The following is an 18,975-nucleotide window of genomic DNA, read 5'->3' as shown; positions in this document are numbered from 1 at the left end:
GCGCCGGAGGGTGGGGGCATGGACGGTGACGCGGAAGGCGAGCTCCTGCGGTTCGGGGAGCGGTGGGCGCTGGCGGAGCTGCGGGGGGACGTCGTGGCGCTGGAACGGCTGCTCACCGCCGACTTCACCGCGGTGGGGCCGCGGGGGTTCCTGCTGGACCGGGTGCGCTGGCTCGACCGGTACGCCTCGGGCGCCCTGGTGCACGACCTCTTCGCCTGGGAGCAGGCCGAGATCCGCCGCTACGGGGACGCGGCCGTCGTCCTCGGCGTGCAGAGCCAGCAGAGCGTCTACGAGGGCCGCGACATGGACGGCCGGTACCGCATCAGCCAGTTCCTCACGGCGGCCGACGGCTCCTGGCGCCTGGCCGGTCTCCACCTGAGCGCCATCGGCGACGTCTGACCCCGCCACCGGCGCGTGCCCGACGTCCTCAACCGGCGGGCGGCGGTGGGGGCTTGGGCCAGGCGGTGCCGTCCCTGGCGGCGTCCAGGATCTCGCCGAGGCGCAGCCAGGCGCGGGCGCCCTCGGGCCCGACCGGGCCGGTCGCGAGGCGGGTCCACGCGGCCTCGTCGTCGCCGAGGGCGGTGCGCACCGCCTCGTTGACCACCGGGCCCCCGGCGCGCAGCGCGGCCCAGGCGGGCAGGGCCCGCACCGTCCCGGGTCCGCACGCCGGCACCGACACCACGGCGCGCGTCCACGCCTCCGCGCCCGGACCCTCGTCGAGCAGGCGCCGCAGGTCACGAGTCAGCCGGGGCAGCGCCTCCCCCGGGGACGAGTGACGCGCCAGCACCGCCGCGAAGTCGCCCCGCCGACCGCGTGCGAACGACAGCAGCGCCTTCTCCACCAGCGCGTCGTCGCCGCCGTGCCGTTCGAGATACGCGGCGAGAACGTCCTCGGGCACGTGGGCCAGCTCGCGGGCGCTCACCTCGCCCGGCTCGGCGGGAACCCGGGCGACGGCACGCCACAGCACGGCCAGCAGCTCACCGAACTCCGGCTCGGGCTCGCGCGTCCTGCCCCACCGGCGCAGCCCGCGTTCCGCGTCGCGCGCCACGGCCCGCAGCCGCTCCCTCACCCGCGGCTCGACCACCGGCAGGTGCGCCAGCAGGTCGCGGATCCACCGCAGCTGTTCGGCACGGGCGACCGGCCGTTCGGGGTCCGGCTCCCACAGCGCCAGCGCCTCCAGCGCGGTGTCCGCGAACCGCCGCGCGAGCGCCGCCCGCGCCTCACCGCCCCGACCCGACGGGACAGGCTCCGACAGGAGGAGCCGCCAGCGTTCGGCGGCGGCCCGCGCCACCCAGTTGACCGCGGCGCGCGTGCCGCGCCCCACGTCGAGGCCCATCTCCCCGAGGTAGGCGTCGGGGAGCCGCCGCGTCTCCTCGGACAGCGCCTTCACCTCGTCGGCGAAGCGCTCCCGCGCCTCCTCCCTGCTCAGCCCGCCCGCGATCTCCCGGCAGATCCGCGTCGTGAGCACCGCCCCCGCGAACTGCTCCAGGTCCGCCAGCGCCACGGACTCCAGCAGCCTCGGCTCGACCGCGTCCGGCAGGGTGCCCAGCAGGTGGTGCCTGATCTCGGAGTCCGCGGGCGAGCCCGCCATCAGCGACAACAGCCGTTCGTGCCGGGTGGGATGGCGGCGCAGCACCTCCAGCCACATGGCCTGCCAGGCGGTCTTCGCGGCCTGGTGCTCCCGCATCCACCGCTCGATGTTCTCCCCCTGGCGTATCTGCGCGGGCGGCCCCGGCAGCAGGCGGACCACCGCGTCGAACACCTCGTCGTCCAGCGCGGCGGACGCCCGCAGCACCAGCTGCGCGGGCGTCGGCTCCCGCAGCAGTCCGGGCGTGATGGGGGGCGGCGGCTCCGGCGTCCGGTGGCGCAGCTCGGCCACCACCCACTCCGCCGCCGTCGCCGAACGCTCGGCCAGCGCGGCGAGCAGCGCCTCGGGCGCCGCCCGCAGCGTCTCGGCCCGCAGCGCCGCGGAACAGCCGGGGTGGGCCAGCGCCGCCGCCACCGTCGCCGCGTCGCCGCTCGACGCCCCGGCGGCGGGCAGCCAGCCGGGGGCGGACGCGTCCCCGGCGAACGCGCCCTCCAGCAGGGCCCGCAGCACCGTGTCGCGCTCCCGCCCGGGGGCCATGTCGCGCGCCGCGCCGAGCGCCTGGGCCATGCCTCCTGACCCGGCCTCTCCCCCGGCGGCGACCGCCGCGAGGAACTCGACCGGCAGCGGCGGCGTCACCGCCCCGCCCCCTCGCCCGCCACCACGCGCCCGTCCGGGGCCGGGGCCTTGCCCACGTAGGCCCGCAGGTGGCGAGCCGTGAGCGTGTCCGCGCCCGCGACCAGCTCGGCCGGGGTGCCGGTGAACACCACGAGCCCGCCGTCGTGGCCCGCGCCGGGGCCCAGATCGATCAGCCAGTCGGCGTGCGCCATCACCGCCTGGTGGTGCTCGATGACGATCACCGTGTTCCCGCTGTCGACCAACCGGTCGAGCAGCGCCAGCAGTTGGTCGACGTCCGCGAGGTGCAGGCCGGTGGTCGGCTCGTCCAGCACGTAGGTCGCCGCCTTCTCCGCCATGTGGATCGCCAGCTTGAGCCGCTGCCGCTCGCCGCCGGAGAGCGTCGTGAGCGGCTGCCCGAGCCGCAGATAGCTCAGCCCCACGTCCATCAGCCGCCCCAGCACCGCGCCCGCCTGGCCGCTCGGGAAGAACGCGTGCGCCTCCTCGACCGACATGCCCAGGACCTCGCTGATGTTCTTGCCGCGCAGCGTGTAGGTGAGGACCTCGGGCGTGAACCGCTTCCCCGCGCACTCCTCGCAGACCGAGGCCACGCCCGCCATCATCGCCAGGTCCGTGTAGACGAGACCTATCCCGTTGCAGTTCGGGCAGGCGCCCTCCGAATTGGCGCTGAACAGGCTCGCCTTGACCCCGTTGGCCTTGGCGAACGCCGTCCGGATCGGGGCGAGCAGGCCGGTGTAGGTCGCCGGGTTGCTCCGGCGGGAGCCGCGGATCGGGGACTGGTCGGCGACGACGACGCCCTCCCGGCCCGGCAGCGAACCGTGGATCAGCGAGCTCTTCCCCGAGCCCGCCACCCCCGTGACCACGGTGAGCACGCCCAGCGGTATGTCCACGTCCACGCCCCGCAGGTTGTGCGCGGAGGCTCCTCTGATCGGCAGGTGCCCCCGCGGCTCGCGCACCGCGTCGCGCAGCGTGATCCGGTGTTCCAGGTGGCGGCCGGTCAGCGTCCCCGAGGCGCGCAGGCCCGCCACGTCCCCGCTGAAGCAGACGGTCCCGCCGCTCTCGCCCGCGCCGGGGCCGAGGTCGACCACGTGGTCGGCCATCGCGATCACCTCGGGCTTGTGCTCGACGACGAGCACCGTGTTCCCCTTGTCGCGCAGCCGCAGCAGCAGCCCGTTCATCCGCTGGATGTCGTGCGGGTGCAGGCCCGTGGTGGGCTCGTCGAAGACATAGGTCACGTCGGTGAGGCTGGACCCCAGGTGCCGCACCATCTTGACCCGCTGCGACTCGCCGCCAGAGAGGGTGGAGGAGGGACGGTCCAGGCTGAGGTAGCCGAGACCGATCTCCATCAGCGAGTCGAGCAGGTGCCGCAGGCTGGTGAGGAGCGGGCCGACGGACGGCGCGTCCAGGCCGTGCACGAACGCCGCCAGCTCGTTGATCTGCATGGCCGAGCACGCCGCTATGCCGACGCCGTCGATCAGGGAGGAACGGGCCGCCTCGTTGAGCCGCGTCCCGCCGCAGTCCCCGCACTCGGTGAACACCACGGCCCGGTCCACGAAGGCCCGCGCCTGCGCCTGCATGGACTCGCGGTCCTTGGAGAGGTAGAGCCGCTGGACCTTGGTGACCAGGCCCTCGTAGGTGATGTTGTTCGACCCGATTTTGATCTTGCCGGTGGGGCGGTGGAGGAAGTCCTCCCACTCCGCCGGGGTGAAGTCCTTCAGCTTCTTGTCGGGGTCGTACAGCCCCGAGTTCGCCATGACCTGCCAGTACCACGAGTCGACGGCGAAGCCGGGAACGGTGATGGCCCCCTCCTTCAGCGAGAGCTCGCGGTCCACCATTTCGTCGACGTCGATGGTCGACGCCTGCCCGAGCCCCTCGCACGGGACGCACATGCCCTCGGGGCTGTTGAAACTGAACGCCGTCGACGTCCCTATGTGCGGCGTCCCGAGGCGGCTGTAGACGATCCGCAGCATGGTGTAGGCGTCGGTGACCGTGCCGACCGTGGAGCGCGAGTTGGCCCCCATCCGCTCCTGGTCCACGACGATGGCCGCGCTGAGATTGTGCAGCCCGTCCACGTCGGGCCGCCCCAGGCTCGGCATGAACGACTGGATGAACGCGGTGTACGTCTCGTTGATCAGCCGCTGCGACTCGGCGGCGATCGTCCCGAACACCAGGGAGGACTTCCCCGACCCCGAGACGCCGGTGAACACGCTGAGCCGCCGCTTGGGTATGTCGAGCGAGACATCCCGCAGGTTGTTCTCCCTCGCTCCCCGCACCTGGATCAGATCATGACTGTCGGCGGCGGCCCGATCGGCGCTCATCCCCTGCCCCCTGGAACATAGTGGACGTCCTGGACGTCATGGTCGGTGTCTCGACCCCGATCATGGCACCGCCCACTGACAGCCGCCCACCCGCGGCGGACCGGGGGATCACGCCGCCAGGACGGCGCGCGTCTCCCGGGCGATCTGCTGGGGCTCACCGGTGGGGACCACGAAGACGGGGGTGGCGGCGCGGGGCCCGGCCAGGCCGAGGACGGGGAGGCCCGCGCAGATCTCCTCGCGGACCTCCGGCTGGTCCTCCCCGATCTCGCCGGTGAGGACCAGGGCGTCGAGGCGGTCGAGCGAGGCGGCCATCGACGCGATCGCGCGCCGGGCGGAGTGGGTGAAGCAGGCCAGGGCCAGTTCCGCGCGCTCGTCGCCCGCCGCGCGGGCCGCGACCAGGTCGCGGGTGTCGTCCGAGGTGCCGGAGAGGCCGAGCAGGCCGGAACGGTGGTTGAGGACGTCCTCGATCTCCTCGGCCGTCAGGCCGTGCCGTCTCTGGAGCCAGGTCAGCGCGCCGGGGTCCACGGTGCCGCTGCGGTGGCTCATGACCAGGCCCTCCAACGGCGTCAGCCCCATCGTCGTGTCCACGCTCACCCCGTCCCGCACCGCGCAGGCGGAGCAGCCGCCGCCGAGGTGCGCCAGGACGAGGTGCAGGGAGTCGGCCGGGCGGTCCAGCAGCCGGGCGGCGCGGTCCAGCGCCCACGCGTAGGAGAGGCCGTGGAAGCCGTAACGCCGCAGGCCGTAGCGGGTGCGCCACTCCTCGGGAACGGCGTACTCGCGCGCCGCCGCGGGCATCCGCGCGTGGAACACCGTGTCGAGGCAGGCCACATGCGGCACATCGGGGAGCAGCCGCCGGACCGCGTCCAGCGCGTGCAGCGCGGGCGGCAGGTGCAACGGCGCCAGCTCGGCCGCCTCCTGGAGCAGCGACCGCACCTCGCCGTCCACCGGGGTGTGCCCGCTCAGCCGGGGCCCGCCGTGCACGAACCGGTGGCCGACCGCGTCCGGGGGCACCCACCCCAGGTCCGTCAGCTCCCTGGGCGACCCGACGTCGGAACGGGCCAGCACCGTGTCGTCACCGCCGACGAGCACCAGGTGCAGGCTGGCCGAACCCGCGTCCACCACCAGCACGCGGCCCGCCGCCGGCGCGTTCACTCCGCGGGCCCTCGCCGGCCGGCGGCCTTCCGGACCAGCACCGCCGCGGCCAGGGCCGCCGCCGCGCCCGCCGCGCCGGCGGGGACGAGCCGCGAGCGGTGCGCCTCGGGCTCCACGGGCCCCTCCAGCGCCTCCTCGCGCAGCGCGCCCGCCAGCACCTCGGCCAGGTGCGAGGGGCTGCGCCCCGTTCCCGCCTGCTCGATCTGGGTGCGGCAGCTGAAGCCGTCGGCCAGGATCAGCGTGTCCGCGTCCGCCTTCCGCACCGCGGGCAGCAGCCCGGCCTCGGCACAGGCCATGGACACCTCGTAATGCCCCTGCTCGAAGCCGAAGTTCCCCGCGAGCCCGCAGCAGCCCGCGTCCAGGATGTCGGCGTTCACGCCCGCCCGCTTCAGCAGGTCGCGGTCGGCGTCGAAGCCCATCACGGCGTACTGGTGGCAGTGCCGCTGCACCACCGCGCGGGCGTCCACGGCGGGCGGGCGCCACTCGGGGGCGCGCTCGCCCAGCAGCTCGGCCAGGGTGCGGGTCTGGTCGCGCAGCCGCGTGAACTCGGCCGAGCGCGGGAAGAGTTCGGCCGCGTCGGCGCGGAAGACGGCGGTGCAGCTCGGTTCGAGGCCGACGACCTGCGCTCCGGCGCGCAGGTCCTCGCGGAGCACCGCGGCCGTGTGCCGCAGCACGCGCCGGGCGATGTCCAGCTGCCCCGTGGAGATCCACGTCAGGCCGCAGCAGACCGCGCGGTTCGGGACCCTGACCCGGAAGCCCGCCGCCTCCAGCACCTCGACGGCCGCCCGGCCCACCTCCGGGTGGAAGTGGTCGGTGAACGTGTCGGGGAACAGCACCACCTCGCCCCGCCGCCCGGTGCCCCGCGGCGCGCCCCGCCTGCGCCACCAGGCCGTGAACCGCTGGTCCGCGAAGACCGGCAGGTCGCGTTCCGGCGCGATGCCGCCCATCACCTTGGCGGCGCGGGCCAGCAGGGGCATGGCGCCCAGCGTGTTGACCGCACGCGGGGCGCGCGCGGCCAGGCGCGCGACGACCGGCAGCCACCCCATGGTGTAGTGGGCGCGCGGGCGCACGCGGCCCGCGTAGTGGTGGTGCAGGAACTCGGCCTTGTAGGTCGCCATGTCGACGTTGACCGGACAGTCCGTCTTGCAGCCCTTGCAGGCCAGGCAGAGGTCGAGGGCGTCGCGCACCTCGGTCGAGCGCCAGCCGTTGTCCAGGGGCGAGTCGTTGCGCACCATCTCGAACAGCAGCCGCGCCCGGCCGCGCGTCGAGTGCTCCTCCTCGCGCGTGGCCCGGTAGCTCGGGCACATCACGCCGCCCTCCAGCGACCTGCACTTGCCCACGCCCACGCAACGCGCCGCGGCCCGGCTGAACTTGCCCTCGTCGTGCGGGTAGGCGAACACGGTCGGCGGCTCCCAGGGGCGGTACTCCCCGCCGAGCCGCAGGTTCTCGTCCAGGTGGTAGGGGTCGACGATCTTGCCGGGGTTCATGCGGTTGCCCGGGTCGAAGACGGCCTTGAGCCGCTCGAACCCCTCGATCAGCTCGGGCCCGAACATCTTGACCAGCAGCTCGCCCCGGGACTGCCCGTCGCCGTGCTCCCCCGACAGCGAGCCCCCGAAGCCGATGACCAGCTCGGCGGCGCGCTCCACGAAGGCCCGCATCCGCGTGACGCCCTCGGCCGTCTCCAGGTCGAACGGGATGCGGGTGTGCACGCAGCCGTGCCCGAAGTGGCCGTAGACGGAGGGCCGGCCGTAGCCGAACTCCTCGCACAGGGCGTGGTATCCGCGCAGGTAGGTGCCCAGCCGGTCCGGCGGGACGGCCGCGTCCTCCCACCCCTCCCACGTGTCGGGCTCCCCGGGGACGTGCGCCGTGGCGCCGAGCCCCGACTCCCGCACCCGCCACAGCTCCTCCGTGTGGCGGGGGTCGTCGTACCAGGTGTGCTCGACGCCCTCCGGCGTGTCGTCCAGCAGCGCCCGCGCCTTCCCCTCGGCCTCGTCGCGGGTGTCGCCCGCGAACTCGACCATCAGATACGCCGTGCCCCGGGGCAGGATCTTCAGCGCGTCGGCGTTGAGGTGCTTGCGGCGTTCGAAGCGCACCAGCTGGTCGTCCACGCCCTCCAGGGTGTGCGGGGCGTGGGTGAGGATGTCCGGCACCTGGTCGGCGGCGCTCGCGATGTCGGGGTAGCCGAGGACGACGAGCGCGGTGTGCCTGGGCACCGGCGCGAGCGTCAGCTCGGCGCGCAGGACGGTGACCAGCGTGGACTCCGAGCCGACGAGCAGCCCGGCCACGTCGAAGCCGTGCTCGGGCAGGAGCGAGTCCAGGTTGTAGCCGGAGACGCGGCGCGGGATGTCCGGGTAGCGCTCCCTGACCAGGTCCGCGTACCGCTCGCGCAGCGCCACCAGGTGCCGGTAGATCTCGCCCTCGCGGCCCGTCCCGGCGGTGAGCCGCGCCAGCTCCTCGTCCGAGGTGGGGCCGACCCACATCCGCAGGCCGTCGTAGGTGAGGACCTCAAGGCGGCGGATGTTGTCCACGACCTTGCCGTAGGTCTGGGCGGTGGAGCCGCATGAGTTGTTGCCGATCATGCCGCCGAGGGTGCAGTTGGGGTGGGTGGCGGGCTTGGGGCCGTAGTGGAGGCCGTGCGGGGCGAGGCGGCGGTTGAGCTCGTCCAGGACGATCCCCGGCTCGACGACGCAGACGCGGCGCTGGGCGTCGAGGGAGACCAGCCGGTTGGCGTACTTGCTCCAGTCGATGACCACGGCGGCGTTGCAGCACTGGCCCGCCAGGCTCGTTCCGCCGCCGCGGGAGAGCACCGGCGCGTCGTGCTCGTGGCAGACGCCGACCGCGACCGCCGCGGCCTCGGGGGTGCGGGGGACCACGACGCCGATCGGGACCTGGCGGTAGTTGGAGGCGTCCGTCGCGTACGCGGCGCGGCTCCCGGCGTCGAAACGCACCTCCCCGTCGACCCGTTCGCGCAGCGCGTGCTCCAGCGCGGCCGGGTCGGCGGTCACCGGCGGGCGGCGGACCATGGGCATCGGCAGGTCGATCGGGTCCATGACCAGGCTCCCTTACTCGGCTGTCTCGACGTTCTCGGCTGTCTCGACGTTCTCGGAGGGTCAGGCGGCGTCGAGCAGGGAGTGCGCCTCGTCGGCGGAGAGCTCGGCGGTGTAGACGCGGCTGCCCGGCTGGTGCTTGCGCCCGCCCTGCGCCAGCGACCCGGCGTCCACCGGCTCGAACCCGGTCTCGCGGATCAACGCGGCCACCACCGACTTGGCCTCCTCGTCATCGCCCGAGACCGGGATGGCGAGGCGGTCGGGGTCGCCCGAGGGGCGCGCGCGGTCGCGCAGGTTGTACCAGTAGATGGCGTTGAACGCCTTGACCACGCGCGCCTCGGTGAAGTCCTGGATCTTCTCGCTCGACGTGGTGCTGTCGTCGTCGAGCTCGGGGTCGGCGCCGTCGCGCTGCGGGTAGTAGTTGCAGGTGTCGACGACGAGCTTGCCGCGCAGCGCCCCGGCCGGGAGCTCCCGGTAGCGGCCGTAGGGGATGGTGACCACGACGAGGTCGCCGAAGTCAGCCGCCTCCTCCGGGGTGACGGCGCGGGCGGGGCCGCCGAGGCTCGCGACCAGCTCCTGGAGCGTCTCCGGGCCGCGCGAGTTGCTCAGGGCCACCTCGTGGCCGGTGTCGGTGAAACGGCGGGCCAGCGTGGAGCCGATGTGGCCCGCTCCGATGAGTCCGATGCGCATGGGTGTCCCGATCTGTGCGTGAGGGCTCGATCCGTGGGTGGGGCTCTGGACGTGGGGCGTGCGCCGGGCGCGCGCTACTTGGTGGTCAGCTGCTCGATGCGGTCCTTGCCCAACGTGGTGGCGATGGTGGTGCGGCGCGGCTGCCCCTTGGCGAACGCCAGCGCGAACTTCTTCGCCTGCTGGTACTCGACCTTGCCCGGCATGGGCGGTTCGTCCTGGTCCACGTCCACATCCACCAGCGCGGGCCCGTCGTGGCCGAGCGCGTGCTTGAGCGCCTTGGTGACGTCCTTGCCCTTGGACACCTTGGCGCCGTAGCCGCCGCAGGCCCGCGCCCAGGCGGAGAAGTCGGTGAACGGCTCCTGGTACCGCACGCCGTGCTCCGGGTAGCCCAGCACCATCTGCTCCCAGAGGATCTGCCCGAGGGAGTTGTTGTTGTTGACCACCACCGTGATCGGCAGCTTCGCCTGCACCGCCGTCATGAACTCGGCCATCAGCATGCTGAAGCCGCCGTCGCCGACGTACGCGACGACCTGGCGGCCGGGGAACGCGTGCTGCATCGCGATCGCGTAGGGCAGGCCGGGCGCCATGGTCGCCAGGTTCCCCGAGAGGTAGAACTGCCGGTCGCGGCGGATCGTCCAGTGGCGCGCCGCCCAGGTGGCGATGGTGCCGCTGTCACAGGTCAGGATGGCGTCGTCGGAGGCCAGGTCGTCGATGGCGCCGATCACGTGCTGCGGCGCGACGGGGCTGCGCCGGGGGTTCTCCAGCGCCTCCATCTGCTTGCGCCAACGGCCCATCGACTCCTGGTACTTCTCCAGGTGGCCGCGGTCCCGCTTGCGGTCGAGCAGCGGCAGCAACGCCGCCAGCCCCTCCTTGGCGTCCCCGATGACCGGCGCCTCCACGGGCATCCGCACGCCGGCGCGCGACGGCTCCGCCTCCAGCTGCACCGTGCGGACCGTGCCGGGGTCGGGGAGGTGCTGGGTGTAGGGGAAGTTGCAGCCGACCATGAACAGCGTGTCGCAGTCGTCCACCAGCTCCTCCCCGGGCCGCGTGCCGAGCAGCCCGATGCCGCCCACCGCGAAGGGGGAGTCGTCGGGGATCACGGCCTTGCCCGGCAGCGTCTTGATCACCGGCGCGGCGAGGGCGTCCGCGACCTCCAGGATCTGGTCCCTGGCGCCCAGCGCGCCGACGCCCGCCAGGATGGCCACCTTGCGCCCGGCGTTGAGCACCTCGGCCGCCGCGCGCAGCTCCGCCTGGCGCGGCGTGCCGGGCGGGGGCGTGTACCCCGGCGCGGTGATCGGCGGACGCGCCGGCACGACCTGGCGCCAGGGGTCGGCGCCCGCGTCGGCCACCTGGATGTCGTTGGGCAGCGTCAGATGCGCGACCCCGCGCCGGGAGAGCGCGGTGCGCACGGCGATGTCCACGACGCCGGGCAGCTGCGCGGGGTTGGTGACGACCAGGTTGTAGCAGGCCACGTCGGCGTAGAGGTGCTCGACGGCGACCTCCTGCTGGTAGCCGGTGCCCAGCACGGACGTCTCCTGGGTGCCGGTGATGGCCAGCACGGGGGTGTGGTCGAGTTTGGCGTCGTAGAGCCCGTTGAGCAGGTGGATCGCGCCGGGGCCCGAGGTGGCCAGGCAGACTCCGAGCCTCCCGGTCGCCTTGGCGTAGCCGGTGGCCATGAACGCCGCCGACTCCTCATGGCGGACGAGGAAGAACCTGATCCGGTCGCGATGCCGGCGCAGCCCCTCCATGACGCCGTTGATGCCGTCCCCCGGGAGTCCGAAGACGGTGTCGACTCCCCAGTCGATGAGACGTTCCACCAGGGCTTCCGATGCGATACGTGGTGCCATGGGTACACCGGATCCCACGCGCCGCCCCGGGTGAAACAGCTCTTACGCCGCCTGGCCCAAGCACTGGCCGCTTCCCGACGCCGAGCGGCACAGGGCCCGCGCTAGGACCGCGCGTCGCGGGCCCGGGTCAGGGCGGCGACCGCGCGGGCCGGGTCGTCGGCGTGGAAGCGCAGGGCGGTGCGGGCCTCGGCGGGGGCGCCGAGCGCGCGGACGAACGGGACCGGGCCGAGGAGCTCCACGGTCACGTTCGTCTGGCCCGCCACGCTCACGTCGGTGGTGCCGTCCTCGGCGGACCTGACCTGCTTCCCGCCGGGGAAGCGGCGGTCGAGGCGGACCCGGCCGACGCGGTCGGCGGGTATGCGCAGGTCGAGCAGCGCGCCGTACCGCACGCGCAGCGAGCCGTCGGCGCCCACCACATGGGGCCTGGTCACGCACGCCGCGTGCAGTTCCACGATGAACAGCGTCCCCCAGACCCCGATGACCAGCAGGATCAGGTGGACCAGCGGCCAGGGGATCAGAATCGCCAGGGCCACGGTCTCGGCGACGGAAACGAACAGCATGATGAACACCGTCGCCGACTGCCCCGCGGCGTAGGCGACGGCCGTGTCCCCTGGCCCCACCTGGTGCGGCGGGCGGCGGGTGATCCAGCGGAGCAGGGCGGCCACGAGGACCAGTTCATGCCGCGCGAGGCGCAGCGGGACGCGGAGGGAACGCCGCCCGGCCGCGGGGCCGGGGGAGGGGGCGTTCACCGGGCACGCTCCCACAGCAGCCGCATCGCCCGACGCACGGCCTCGGCCTGCGCGGGGGCGAAGTCGGCGAAGTACGCGTCGGCGAACCCGCCGGTGTTCCCGCCGCGCAGCGAGTCCCCGGCCTCGGTGGCCAGCGCGCGCGCCACGTCCGCCGGGATCGAGTCCGCGATGTCCCGCGCCACCTCGCCCACCCGGGGGTCGTCCGGCCCGGCCGCCGCCAGGGCGTCCATCCGCGCGTACAGGTCGTACGCGCGCCGCATGCCCTCCTCGCCGGGGCCGACGGACCGCAGCAGCCCCGAGAGCCAGTCCTGCGACTCGCCCGACCGGACGTTCTCCAGCAGCGCGAGCAGCTCGCGCTCCTTGGCCGCCATGGCGGGCTCGGGACCCGGCAGCTTCGCCGAGGTCAGGGCCATCTCGGCGAAGAACGCCGCCAGTTCGGGCGAGACGGGCCCCTCGGCCGGGAGCCCGCCCGCCGCCTCCGCCCGCGCCAGCAGTTCGGCGAGCCTGGACCTGCGCCGCCGGATGGCCTCCTCCTGCCGTGCCAGGTCCGCGTCCAGCTCGGCGAGGACCTCGCGCAGGTCGTTGCCCGCCTCGTCGTCCAGCGCGTCCCTGACCTCGTCCAGGGAGAGGCCCAGATCCGTCAGCCGCCTGATGCGGCTGAGCCGGACGGCGTCCTTCAGCGCGTAGGTGCGGTAGCCGTTGGCCCGTCGCCCGGACTCGGGCAGCAGGCCGATCCGGTGGTAGTGCCGCACGGTCCGGGTGGTGACCCCGGCCAGCGCGGCGAGTTCTCCGATACGCATACGGCCAGTGAAGACGTTGACGCCGCGACAAGGTCAAGCGGCGCGTCGCCCGGCGTCCTGCGAGGGGCTCTACGAGGCCCGGTCCACGTGCGAGCAGATGTCGTAGCGGTCGCCGGACGTCATGGTCACCGTCTTGTGGCCGGACGCGTCGATGTCCAGGGACCAGACCCCGTCGACGATGTACAGGCCCCGCGCGAGGTTGCCGCCCCCCTCGGCCACGCCGACCAGCACCGGGCCGAGCACCGACCAGGACTCCGAGCCGTCGGCGGCGTACTCCACGACCGCCGCGCCGCCGGCGTCCGCGTCGTGGGAGGCGCCGGTCTCGGTGTTGGTCACCCGCACGACCAGGTCGCCCCGGTAGACGACCGTCCTCGGCGAACCGTCGGCGTGGGTGTCGAGCACCCGCCGCACCACCTCGTCGACGACCGGCTCGCCGTGCACCGGGGCGTCGCACCGCGCGCCCGCGGGCATGTCCCAGGGCGCGGAGGGCGCGGGCTCCCAACCGTCGCCGACCGCGGCGGGAGGTGCGGCGACCGCGGTGGGAGCGGCCCCGGTGAGCAGGGCGCTGGCGCAGGCCAGCGAGGCGACGACGGCTCGCCGGATGGTTCGTTCCACGGGATCTCTCTCTTCGTCGGGGCGTCGGGGCGTCGGGGCGTCGGGGCGTGCACGCGCCTCACCGGCGCCGGTCGGCCGGCCGGGCACGGGGCGGTCGCGCGGGGAGTTCCGCCCCGTGGGACGACCAGGGGACGGGGCAGGGGGAGGCGTGGTCGGGATCGGGGCAGATCGTGCGGGTCAGGGAGGCCCGGAGGGCGTCCATCCGCTCCCGCGACGTCACCACGCCCACGGTGATCTCGTGGACCGCGCGCGAGCCGGGCGCGGTCCCGGGGTACTGGGCCCGCCACTGCTCGGGGAGTTCCTCGTACAGGCCGTCCCCCGGCGGCCGTTCGCCGAGCGCCAGCTCGTAGGGCAGCGTGCCGCCGTCCAGCAGCCGCCGGCACCCCTCGGCGATCCTGGCCGCGTCCTCGCCGGTCGCGTAGAGACCGATGTTGATCTCGAAGCGGCGTTCAACGGGCACGGGTGCTCCCGGCGGGTCGGTCGCCGGTCACAAGTGATCGGCAGCGGTCGGCGGCGGACCGCAACGATAGTCGCACCGGCCGCCGGCCCGGTACCCGGACGACGTGCGGGGACCCGCCGGGTGGTGGTGCACCCGGCGGGTCCCGGTCGGCGCGCGGACGTGTCACGCGCGCCGTTGAGCGGACCGGTGGCGGACCGTTACATCGTCACCTGGCCACTGCCGCCGTCGAAGACGACATCGGAGCAGGAGTAGAAGTTCTCCTGGCTGTCCGAGCGGATCCAGTGGACGAACAGGAGGTGGTCACCGCTCCGGTCCGGGAGCTGAAGGTTCCAGTAGTAGGCGCCGCCGTTCGAGCCGGCGCCGCCGCGCTGCGGCGGGTCGGTCACGGACTGGACGAGCTCCAGGTCGTCCCAGCCGAGCGCCTGGGTCGGGCTGTAGCCGTCCTTGGTGAGGTAGACGTCGAACTCACCGGGGTGCGCGGCCCAGTTGCTGTACTGGATCTCGATGGTCGAACCGGCGCTGAGGTGCGTCTTCGGCCAGTCGTTGCGGGGCGCGTTGTACGCCGAGAAGTCGTACGGGCTCCTGTCGCCGGCGCTGCACAGCGTGCCGTCGGGAACGTAACCGGGGCCACGGCCGCCCGCGTTGGAGTCGAGCACGGCGAACCAGTTGTACAGCGGCGTCGTGCCGGACTCGCGCACCGCGTCGGCGCAGGCGGGGTTGGACGGCATCTGGTTGCCGCTTTCGAGCATGTCCGTGTAGCACAGGAAGGTGCGCGAGCCCGGCGACATCGCGACGCCGTGGGCGGCGGCGGGCGAGGGCAGGCTCGTGATGACGAGCGCCAGCAGCGCCGCTCCCAGGATGCTCAGCAGGCGGGCGTCGCGGAGCCTCTTCTTGCTCCGGGGGGTGGTTCGGGTGATCATGTGGGGGGATCTCCTCTGGAGAGAGTGCCGTGCGGTAAACCGTGGGAGCGCTCCCGCACAGCAAAGTAGCGCCCAATCGCTCGTTGCGTAAGCGTGCGGGTGAGATCTCTTGCGGGTTACACGCGATTGGCGTGATCTGTTCGTGCGGCCCCGGACGGCCCCCGACGGCGCCGCGCGGCGCCGTGGCCCGCCGGAACGGGGGCTTCGGGGTATGACGGTGGAACGGCGAGCACGGGATGAGGGTGAGGACGGGATGAGCCCAGCGGGTGACGGCAACGCCCAGTACGGCAGGAAGAAGTTCAAGCGGTCACTGAGCCACTTCACCGACCGGATCACGGCGGACGGCGAGGACGGCTGGCCCGTGGAGCGGGGCCGCTACCGCCTGGTGGTGAACCGCGCCTGCCCCTGGGCCAGCCGCGCGCTGGTCTCGCGCCGCCTGCTCGGCCTGGAGACGGCGCTGTCCCTGGCCGTCACCGACCCGATCCAGGACGACAGGAGCTGGCGGTTCACGCTGGACCCCGGTGGCCGGGACCCGGTGCTCGGCATCCGCTATCTGAGCGAGGCGTACGACGCGCGCGAGACGGGCTACCCGGGCGGCGTCAGCGTCCCCGCGATCGTGGACGTGCCCACCGGGACCCTGGTCACCAACGACTACCAGCAGATCACCCTCGACCTCGCCACCGAGTGGACCGCCTTCCACCGGCCGGGCGCGCCCGACCTCTACCCGGAGCCGCTGCGCGAGGAGATCGACGAGGTGATGGAGGGCGTCTTCCTCGACGTCAACAACGGCGTGTACCGCGCCGGTTTCGCGACGACGCAGCCCGAGTACGAGGCGGCGTACGCGGATGTGTTCCGCCGCCTCGACCTGCTGTCGGAGCGCCTGGCGGAACGCCGTTACCTGGTGGGCGAGACGATCACCGAGGCGGACATCCGCCTGTTCACGACCCTGGTGCGCTTCGACGCCGTCTACCACGGGCACTTCAAGTGCAACCGGTCGAAGCTGATCGAGGATCCGGTCCTGTGGGCCTATGCCCGCGATCTCTACCAGACGCCGGGCTTTGGCGACACGGTCGATTTCGATCACATCAAGCGGCACTACTACGAGGTCCACACCGGGATCAACCCGACCGGCATCGTCCCGGCCGGTCCCGTTCTCTCCGGGTGGCTGACCCCGCACCGCAGGGCGGAGCTGGGCGGACGGCCCTTCGGCGACGGCACGCCCCCCGGCCCGCCGCCGCCCGACGAGCGGATCCCCGAGGCCGGCCTTCCCTGACGGGCCCGGGGCCCGGAGGGGTCCCGGCCCCCGGGGGTCAGCGCGCCACGAACTGGGTCAGGATCGCCTGCACCTCGTAGATGTCCACGCCCTTGGTGAACGTCTTCTCCACCGGCGTCGGCGTGCCGGAGATCCAGATCTTCAGCTCGGCGTCGAGGTCGAACGTGCCCGCGGTCTCGACGGCGAAGTGCGTGATGCTCCGGTACGGGATGGAGTGGTACTCGACCTTCTTGCCCGTGATGCCCTGCTTGTCCACCAGGATGAGGCGGCGGTCGGTGAAGAGGATCGTGTCGCGTATCAGCAGGTAGGCCGCGTGCACCCGCTCGCCGTTGCCCAGCAGCCTGGCGTAGTCCTGCTGCGCCGACACCGGGTCGACGGTGTGCGCGTTCCCGAACAGCGCCATGAGAAGCCCCACTTCCTCGACCCGCGCGGTCTCCTCCACCGTAACGCGGCCCACCGACAACCGCGGGGCCTCTACCCGGACGTCCGGCCCGGATCCGCGGGCCGGGCGTCCCGCTTCCGCTCGTCCGACCAGTACCCGTCGAGGACTTCGGGCGGCTCCTCGGTCTCGGCGGCCCCCTGGCTCCCCGTGGGCCCCGGCGACCCGCCCGGTTCGGGCTCCGGCTCCGCGCCGCCCGCCGCCAGCACGACCGCCGTCACGGTCGCCACCACGCTCACCGCCGCCAGCGCCGGAACGAGCGCCGCCCCGGCCCGCGCTCGCGGCGCCCGCGGTTCGCCCCGTTCCCCCGTCTCGCCGTCCCCCGCCTTTCCGTTCCGTGCCTTCACCGACGGCCGCCTTCCTCCGCGCGTCTGGGGCCCCGACCGTTCCTCGGCCGTTGGACGGACCCCTCTTCCCGCCGGTTCCCGCGCCCGTTCTGCCATTCGGTCTGGCTCGGAACGGAACCGCGCGCCGTTGCTCCGCGGCCCGGGGGTCGGGTGCCTACTGTCCAGGCCAGGACCAGGCCAGGACAGTGACGGACACGGACCGGGCCACCGACACGGACCCGAAAGGCGGCAGACCATGACCACCACGGACGACTTCGTTCTCGACGTCACCCGCATCCGCGACGAGGCCAGGCAGCGGATGGAGAAGGGGCCGGTGACCGACACCTACGGCATGGACAAGGACCGGGTGATCGCCGTCCTCAACGACGTGATCGCCACCGAGGTCGTCTGCTGGCTGCGGTACACCCGGCACGCCATCGCCGCCACGGGAATCGACCGCGCGCAGGTGTCCGCGGAGTTCACCGAGCACGCGAAGGAGGAGCTGGACCACGCGCTGCGCGCCGCGGAACGCGTCTCCCAGCTCGGCGGCGACCCCGACTTCGACCCCGCCTCCCTGGCCAGGCGCGCCCACACCGACTACGCCACGCCGGACGACGGCGACCTCAGGGCCATGCTGGAGAACAACCTCCTGGCCGAGCGGATCGTCATCTCCACCTACCAGGAGATCATCCGCTGGCTCGGCGACCAGGACCCGACCACCAGGCGCCTGATGGAGTCCATCCTCGAAGAGGAGGAGGAGCACGCCGACGACCTCGTGGACCTGATCGGCGTCTGACGGGGCCGGGCCCCGCCCCGGCGGTTGCCCGGGTCGTCATATACGACGAAGCTGGGGCATACGGGGCAGGCTCGATGGATGGGAGAGACGCGTGGAGTACCGCCAGCTGGGGCGTTCGGGGCTGCGGATGTCGGCCCTGACCATGGGCACCATGACGTTCGCGGGCAAGGGGATGTTCGGCGCCCTCGGCGCCACCGAGGGGAAGGCCGCCCGCCGCCAGGTCGGCATGGCCCTCGACGCCGGGGTGAACTGCTTCGACACCGCCGACATGTACTCCGACGGCGCGGCCGAGGAGATCCTCGGCGAGGCGCTCAGGGGCCGCCGCGACGACGTGCTCGTCTCCAGCAAGGTCCGCATGGTCGTCGGCGAGGGCCCCAACGAGGGCGGCGCCTCCCGCCACCACATCCTGCGCCAGGTGGAGAACAGCCTGCGCCGCCTACGCACCGACCACCTGGACATCTACCACGTGCACGATTGGGACGGGCAGACGCCGCTGGAGGAGACGCTCCACACCCTCGACACCCTGGTGCGCGACGGGAAGGTCCGTTACCTCGGCGTCTCCAACTACGCGGGCTGGCAGCTGATGAAGGCCCTGGCCACCGCCGACGCCCACGGCTACCAGCGGTTCGTCAGCAACCAGATCCACTACTCCCTGGAGAGCCGCGACGCCGAGTACGAGCTCGTCCCGCTCTCCCTCGACCAGGGCCTGGGCGTCATGGTGTGGAGCCCGCTCGCCGGGGGCCTGCTCACGGGCAAGTACCGGCGCGGCCAGACCGCCCCGCAGGGCACCCGCCAGGTGGACGAGCGCTGGAACGAGCCGCCCGTCCGCGACCGCGAGCGGCTCTACGACATCATCGAGGTCCTGGTCGACGTCGCCGCCGCCCACGCCGTCCCGCCCGCCCAGGTGGCCCTGGCCTACCTGCTGCGCAAGCCCGGAGTGACCTCCGTGGTGATCGGCGCCCGCAAGGACGAGCAGCTCGCCGACAACCTGGCCGCCGCGGACCTCACCCTCACCCAGGAGGACCTGGCCGCCCTCGACAAGATCAGCACCCCGTACCTGATCTACCCGCACTGGCACCAGGCGTCCCTGGCCGCCGACCGCCTGAGCGCGGCCGACCTGGCCCTGCTCGGCCCGCACGTCGGCCCCGCGGCGTGAGTCCGGCCGCGTGAGCCCCGCCTCGTGAGCCTCACCGGGTGACCCGCGAGCGCGCCCGAAATGCCGGGCGTCGCCGTGAAGGGCGGTGATAGGAAAGCCCAATGACACCACGCCCCGGTCAGGAGCCCGCGTCCGCCTCCGCCGCCACCGCCTCCGCCAGTTCCCT

General features: G+C 73.4%; 16 protein-coding genes and 1 pseudogene. 4 read left to right on the top strand and 13 right to left on the bottom strand.

The annotated features are described in order from the left end of the window. Positions 1-399, top strand: a 399-nt coding sequence (locus tag ADY01_RS17885) for a nuclear transport factor 2 family protein (protein WP_234320292.1), incomplete at its 5' end; no start/stop codon positions are given. A 28-nt stretch (positions 400-427) separates the two neighbouring features. Here ADY01_RS17885 and ADY01_RS17880 read toward each other — a convergent pair. The 11 genes and pseudogenes from ADY01_RS17880 to ADY01_RS17830 form a co-directional block, all read right to left on the bottom strand. Beyond that, a complete protein-coding gene (locus ADY01_RS17880; protein ID WP_049574055.1) occupies positions 428-2,224 on the bottom strand; it encodes a hypothetical protein in 1,797 nt (598 codons plus the stop codon). Next, a complete protein-coding gene (locus tag ADY01_RS17875; RefSeq protein ID WP_049574052.1) occupies positions 2,221-4,539 on the bottom strand; it encodes an ATP-binding cassette domain-containing protein in 2,319 nt (772 codons plus the stop codon). Before ADY01_RS17875 ends, ADY01_RS17880 begins: the two co-directional genes overlap by 4 nt. Positions 4,540-4,647: 108 nt before the next feature. Then, positions 4,648-5,691, bottom strand: a complete 1,044-nt coding sequence (locus tag ADY01_RS17870; protein ID WP_049574049.1) for an acetate/propionate family kinase — start codon at positions 5,689-5,691, stop codon at positions 4,648-4,650. Beyond that, positions 5,688-8,741 (bottom strand): FAD-binding and (Fe-S)-binding domain-containing protein, encoded by a 3,054-nt coding sequence (locus ADY01_RS17865; RefSeq protein ID WP_049574047.1) that lies wholly within the window; start codon positions 8,739-8,741, stop codon positions 5,688-5,690. Before ADY01_RS17865 ends, ADY01_RS17870 begins: the two co-directional genes overlap by 4 nt. A 60-nt stretch (positions 8,742-8,801) precedes the next feature. Further along, entirely contained in the window at positions 8,802-9,428 is a 627-nt protein-coding gene (locus ADY01_RS17860) for an NADPH-dependent F420 reductase (RefSeq protein ID WP_049574044.1), read from the bottom strand. A gap of 74 nt (positions 9,429-9,502) precedes the next feature. Then, positions 9,503-11,275 (bottom strand): thiamine pyrophosphate-dependent enzyme, encoded by a 1,773-nt coding sequence (locus tag ADY01_RS17855; protein ID WP_049574042.1) that lies wholly within the window; start codon positions 11,273-11,275, stop codon positions 9,503-9,505. A 101-nt stretch (positions 11,276-11,376) separates the two neighbouring features. After that, positions 11,377-12,024 carry a hypothetical protein gene (locus ADY01_RS17850; protein WP_049574067.1) on the bottom strand — a complete coding sequence of 216 codons (648 nt, stop codon included), beginning with the start codon at positions 12,022-12,024 and terminating at the stop codon, positions 11,377-11,379. Beyond that, positions 12,021-12,824: a MerR family transcriptional regulator gene (locus ADY01_RS17845; protein WP_049574038.1), complete on the bottom strand. Its 804-nt coding sequence runs from the start codon at positions 12,822-12,824 to the stop codon at positions 12,021-12,023. Before ADY01_RS17845 ends, ADY01_RS17850 begins: the two co-directional genes overlap by 4 nt. A gap of 69 nt (positions 12,825-12,893) precedes the next feature. Continuing rightward, entirely contained in the window at positions 12,894-13,439 is a 546-nt protein-coding gene (locus ADY01_RS17840) for a hypothetical protein (protein WP_420715721.1), read from the bottom strand. A 58-nt stretch (positions 13,440-13,497) separates the two neighbouring features. Next, positions 13,498-13,899, bottom strand: a complete 402-nt coding sequence (locus ADY01_RS36075) for a hypothetical protein (protein WP_053170950.1) — start codon at positions 13,897-13,899, stop codon at positions 13,498-13,500. 203 nt (positions 13,900-14,102) lie between these two features. Further along, positions 14,103-14,819: pseudogene (locus ADY01_RS17830) on the bottom strand (lytic polysaccharide monooxygenase auxiliary activity family 9 protein); the annotation flags it as partial. A 253-nt stretch (positions 14,820-15,072) separates the two neighbouring features. Here ADY01_RS17830 and ADY01_RS17825 point away from each other — a divergent pair. Then, positions 15,073-16,092 carry a glutathione S-transferase family protein gene (locus ADY01_RS17825; protein ID WP_049574035.1) on the top strand — a complete coding sequence of 340 codons (1,020 nt, stop codon included), beginning with the start codon at positions 15,073-15,075 and terminating at the stop codon, positions 16,090-16,092. A 37-nt stretch (positions 16,093-16,129) separates the two neighbouring features. On the opposite strand, the gene ADY01_RS17820 is transcribed toward ADY01_RS17825, so the two are convergent. Next, positions 16,130-16,495, bottom strand: coding sequence for a PH domain-containing protein (locus ADY01_RS17820; protein ID WP_049574032.1), 366 nt, complete (start codon positions 16,493-16,495; stop codon positions 16,130-16,132). Between the two features lie 71 nt (positions 16,496-16,566). After that, a complete protein-coding gene (locus ADY01_RS38210) occupies positions 16,567-16,878 on the bottom strand; it encodes a hypothetical protein (RefSeq protein ID WP_049574028.1) in 312 nt (103 codons plus the stop codon). 235 nt (positions 16,879-17,113) lie between these two features. On the opposite strand from ADY01_RS38210, the gene ADY01_RS17810 reads away from it, so the two are divergent. Both ADY01_RS17810 and ADY01_RS17805 read left to right on the top strand, forming a co-directional pair. Continuing rightward, positions 17,114-17,653: a ferritin-like domain-containing protein gene (locus tag ADY01_RS17810; protein ID WP_049574025.1), complete on the top strand. Its 540-nt coding sequence runs from the start codon at positions 17,114-17,116 to the stop codon at positions 17,651-17,653. A gap of 91 nt (positions 17,654-17,744) precedes the next feature. Next, entirely contained in the window at positions 17,745-18,809 is a 1,065-nt protein-coding gene (locus ADY01_RS17805; protein ID WP_049574023.1) for an aldo/keto reductase, read from the top strand. Positions 18,810-18,975 lie beyond the last annotated feature (166 nt).

This window comes from Streptomyces sp. SBT349, from assembly GCF_001083795.1.
Taxonomy (GTDB): domain Bacteria; phylum Actinomycetota; class Actinomycetes; order Streptomycetales; family Streptomycetaceae; genus Streptomyces.
Note: the sequence above shows the minus strand (reverse complement) of the source record. Positions and strands in the feature narration are given on the sequence as shown.

Excerpts from the sequence above, each read along its gene's own strand:
- ADY01_RS17875 (WP_049574052.1), bottom strand. The coding sequence starts at position 4,539 with ATGAGCGCCGATCGGGCCGCCGCCGACAGTCATGATCTGATCCAGGTG.
- ADY01_RS17865 (WP_049574047.1), bottom strand. The coding sequence starts at position 8,741 with ATGGACCCGATCGACCTGCCGATGCCCATGGTCCGCCGCCCGCCGGTG.
- ADY01_RS17860 (WP_049574044.1), bottom strand. The coding sequence starts at position 9,428 with ATGCGCATCGGACTCATCGGAGCGGGCCACATCGGCTCCACGCTGGCC.
- ADY01_RS17855 (WP_049574042.1), bottom strand. The coding sequence starts at position 11,275 with ATGGCACCACGTATCGCATCGGAAGCCCTGGTGGAACGTCTCATCGAC.
- ADY01_RS17845 (WP_049574038.1), bottom strand. The coding sequence starts at position 12,824 with ATGCGTATCGGAGAACTCGCCGCGCTGGCCGGGGTCACCACCCGGACC.
- ADY01_RS17825 (WP_049574035.1), top strand. The coding sequence starts at position 15,073 with ATGAGCCCAGCGGGTGACGGCAACGCCCAGTACGGCAGGAAGAAGTTC.
- ADY01_RS17820 (WP_049574032.1), bottom strand. The coding sequence starts at position 16,495 with ATGGCGCTGTTCGGGAACGCGCACACCGTCGACCCGGTGTCGGCGCAG.
- ADY01_RS17810 (WP_049574025.1), top strand. The coding sequence starts at position 17,114 with ATGACCACCACGGACGACTTCGTTCTCGACGTCACCCGCATCCGCGAC.